The 4,094-nt window shown below is 35.9% G+C and carries 1 protein-coding gene; it reads left to right on the forward strand.

All coding sequences use genetic code 11. The annotated features are described in order from the left end of the window. Nucleotides 1–117 precede the first annotated feature (117 nt). Nucleotides 118–4,094: DEAD/DEAH box helicase (locus E1171_RS05835; RefSeq protein WP_155205004.1), on the forward strand; the 3,977-nt coding region annotated here is incomplete at its 3' end.

Below are 4,094 nucleotides of genomic sequence, written 5' to 3' on the forward strand. Positions count from 1 at the left end.
TTGATTAATTATTTTAACTTGAATTTCAACTTTTGGTCTTTTCGCTTCCAATTTCCTAGTTCGTTGTTTCCAAAATTGCTTTTGTTTTTTGATATTTTTCTTTCAGCTTTTTTTCTTATGCGAAACCTTCTTCAGTACTATTTACGAAGATTAACCAACCTGAATGCGAATAATCGATCGCTTTTACTTTTAAGGCTAATTTCTAATCAATTTATAGATATAAAATCGCTGGATTTCCACAATAGTCAACCAGCCTTTTCCCTAGTAGAAGAGTTAATTGCCGGCAATAAGCAAATCAACATTTGCCCCGTTCAAAATAGTAGGGACGAAAACAGCAATTTGAGTAGTGTTCAGTTGAAAAAATTGCAAAGACTGGAACGTCTCATTTATGAAGAACGTGGTGTCCGAGATTTATATGTTGGTTGGCCCTTTGTCAGTGGACAATTTATGGATGGGACCTTAGTAAGATGTCCCCTTATCTACTTTCCTGTAACTCTGGAACAAAAGGATTATTTTTGGGTGCTAAAAGTAAGAAATGAGGTAAATTTCTCCTTTAACCGTAGTTTTTTATTGGCCTATGCCTACTACAATAAAACCCCTTTAAGTGAGGATCTTTTAGATGAAGATTTCGAGGGTTTCTCGAAGGATAGCAGAGTCTTCAGAACTATGCTGTATCAGTTGCTAAAGGAAAGTCCTATTGAACTAAACTACAATCAGGATCTTTTTACAGATCGTCTTTCTCCATTTCAATCCCATCACAAAAATGATTTTATCAATTCAACCCATGTAGGCCAACTTAAATTATTTCCTGAAGCGGTATTGGGCCTTTTTCCCCAAGATGGTTCACAAATCGCTCCTGATTACATGAGCCTAATTGAAAATAAGCAAATAAAAGATATTGAAGAATTTTTTAGTAATAAATCAATTAAAGAAGATCAAACACCATTTACAGGAAAACCCAATAGCTACCATTTCCTTCAACGAATTAAAGAAGAACAGTTAATAACCCCTTTCCCTTTAGATCCTTACCAAGAAAACGCACTTAAGGCAGTTAAGAAGGGGAACTCCATTGTGGTACAAGGGCCTCCGGGAACAGGAAAATCCCAATTAATTTGCAATTTAATTGCGGATTGTAATGCAAGAGGAATGCGAGTTCTGTTGGTTTGTCAAAAAAGGGCTGCCCTAGATGTGGTTTACAAAAGATTTGAGGAAGAAGGAATGGACGATTTTTTCGCCTTAATCCACGATTTCAAAAATGATCGTCCAAAGCTTTATCAACGGATAGCTAATCAAATTGAAAACCTGAATAAATACAAACAACAAAACCATAGCTTCGACTCTATTCAACTAGAAAGAGCATATATTCAAAGTTGTCGTCGTATTGATCAAATCACTGAGCAATTAGAAGCTTACAAAGGTGCCCTCTTTGATGAAAAGGAATGTGGAAAATCCGTCAAAGAACTATATCTCAGCTCCAATCTTGAAGAACCTTCTTGTTCCCTCAAACAAGAATACAAGTTCTTTCATTTTGATCACTTAATCCGGTTTAAAGAAAAACTAAAGTTATCTACAATCTATTCACAGCGATTTAATGCAGCCAATTATCCCTGGAAAAACCGTTTACCTTTTCAATATCATGGCATTAATGAGTTGCAGGAATTAACAAAAACCATTGAACGTATTCCGGTATTTCAAAAACAAATCAACTTGCAGCTCAATGAGCAATTACAACTTCCTTTAAGTTTCTTGGAATGTGAGTCCATTATCGGAAATAAAGAAAAAATCCAAAAACTTATAAGTTTAATTGAATGCCCTAAAATCTACGAATATTTCCAGTTTATGACTGCCCATAGCAAGACCAGTGTTCCCCAAATTGAAGAAATAGAGAGGACCTTTTTGGATTGCTACAAAGGCGAAGGACCCGAACTTTCACTGAATCAAAAGGAGGCAGGAGAATTTCATCAAGTTTTAGCCAACCAACTTGAACGGGAGCGTAATATTCTAAAAAGAATTGTCTGGAAGTATCTTTCAGAGGAAAGGCAATGGATTACAGAAGTATGTAAAGCTAATGGACTTAAAACAAACAAAGAAGACCTAGATCGGCTAATTGAAAAAATTGATAACCGATTGAACATAAGCCATAATTTAAGTCTTCTAAGAAGACTTAAATGGATTAAAGACCTTCCGAATATAAATAAAAAAGCTGATGTTCAACGATGGTTTTTTCAACAAAGAAAGGCCGCAGAAGCAAAAGCCTTGTTTTTTGAACTTCGTAACTTTAAAGATTATTTTTCTGTACCACACCTGTCCTTAATGCAATTTCGAGAAAAACTGCAAAAACTAATTCAAATTTTGAAGGACTTACCGCAAGAAAAAAGAAAATGGCAAAAATGGCTTAGCAATCAGCAAATCAATTTTATTCTTGAAGAAAAGGAGGCTAAACAGAAATATATAACCACCTTAAATAGAGATTTTGAAGACCTTTGTGCCTATGACCAACTCAAATCTTCATTGAAAGACCATGAAATTTCCACCATTAAGAAAATCCATGAAAAGGGGGGGACACAAGATGTGCAAAATTGTGAACAATTGTTCTTAAATAGCCTTCGCTTAGCTTGGATAGCACATATAGAATCAAAATACCCAATACTTAGATCTGTTTCCTCCCTCCAATACCAGCAGCATGAGAAAGAATTGCAGCAACTTCTACTGGAAAAACAGGACCTATGCCAAAAGATCTTCTTATTAAGAAGTCGGGAAAGATGTTGGGAGGATGTTGAGTATAACCGTCTCAAAAACAGAGTAACTTATAGAGACCTCCATTGGCAGGTCAGTAAAAAAAGAAAAATCTGGCCTCTGAGGAAACTGATTGGAGAATTTTCAGAAGAGCTTTTCAGACTAATTCCATGCTGGATGACATCTCCAGAAACCGTTTCTTCCATTTTCCCCATGGAATCAATCTTTGACGTGGTCATTTTTGATGAGGCCTCCCAATGTTTCGCCGAAAAAGGAATCCCTGCCATGTATAGGGGAAAACAAGTTGTGGTTAGTGGGGATTCCCAACAATTAAGTCCTCACGAACTATATCAAAATAGATGGGAAGATTCTGAGCAGGAATTCACAAACGCCGATCATGAAGTCACCTCCTTATTGGAATTGGCAAATAGACACTTGATGCAGATACAGCTTAAAAGACACTACAGAAGTCATTCCACTGAACTCATTGAATTTTCGAACCAGCATTTTTACAAAAAACAATTAAAAGTAATTCCAAGCTGGCATGACCATCAAAAAAAAGATACCGTCATAAAATATATAAAAACCGATGGTATTTGGAAAAATAACACCAATGAGGCTGAAGCTCAAAAAGTGGCCAGCTTGGTTATAGACCTTTTACCTCAAGAAAAAGATATCGGAGTTGTTACTTTTAATGCTCCTCAACAAGAAAAAATATTGGATGTATTAGAAGAGAAATGTAAGGAAATGGGAATTTCTTTTCCAGACTCGATTTTCGTGAAAAATATTGAAAATGTACAAGGTGATGAAAAAGACATTATCATCTTCTCAGTTGCTTATGCCCCTGACGCCAATGGACGAATGGCTATGCATTTTGGAAGCCTTAACTCCTTAGGTGGAGAAAACCGCTTGAATGTAGCAATAACCAGAGCCCGAAAAAAGATATTCCTTGTAAGCAGTATTACACCTGAACAATTGAAAGTAGACAAGACAAAACATGATGGCCCTAAATTATTAAAAAAATACCTGGAATACAGTTGGAATGTTTCTCAAGGACACTTCAAACCTTCTAATCCCAAAGAAAAAAGGTTTGAATCGGACTGGTTCCTAAGTCATAAACTAAAATTAATAACCGATTCCCTTTCCATTCCAACCACATTGGATCATGGTTTACCATTTGCAGATTTGGTTTTAAAAAATAACAAGGGACAACATGCTCTTATTTTAACGGATGATGAACTTTATTACCAAAGTATATCGATTAAGGATCCCCACGCATTAACGCCCATTACTTTAAGGGAAAAAGATTGGCCTTTTAAAAAATACAATAGCCGAGACTATTGGCAGAAACCGCAAGA

Source organism: Xanthovirga aplysinae, from assembly GCF_009711365.1.
Lineage (GTDB): Bacteria > Bacteroidota > Bacteroidia > Cytophagales > Cyclobacteriaceae > Xanthovirga > Xanthovirga aplysinae.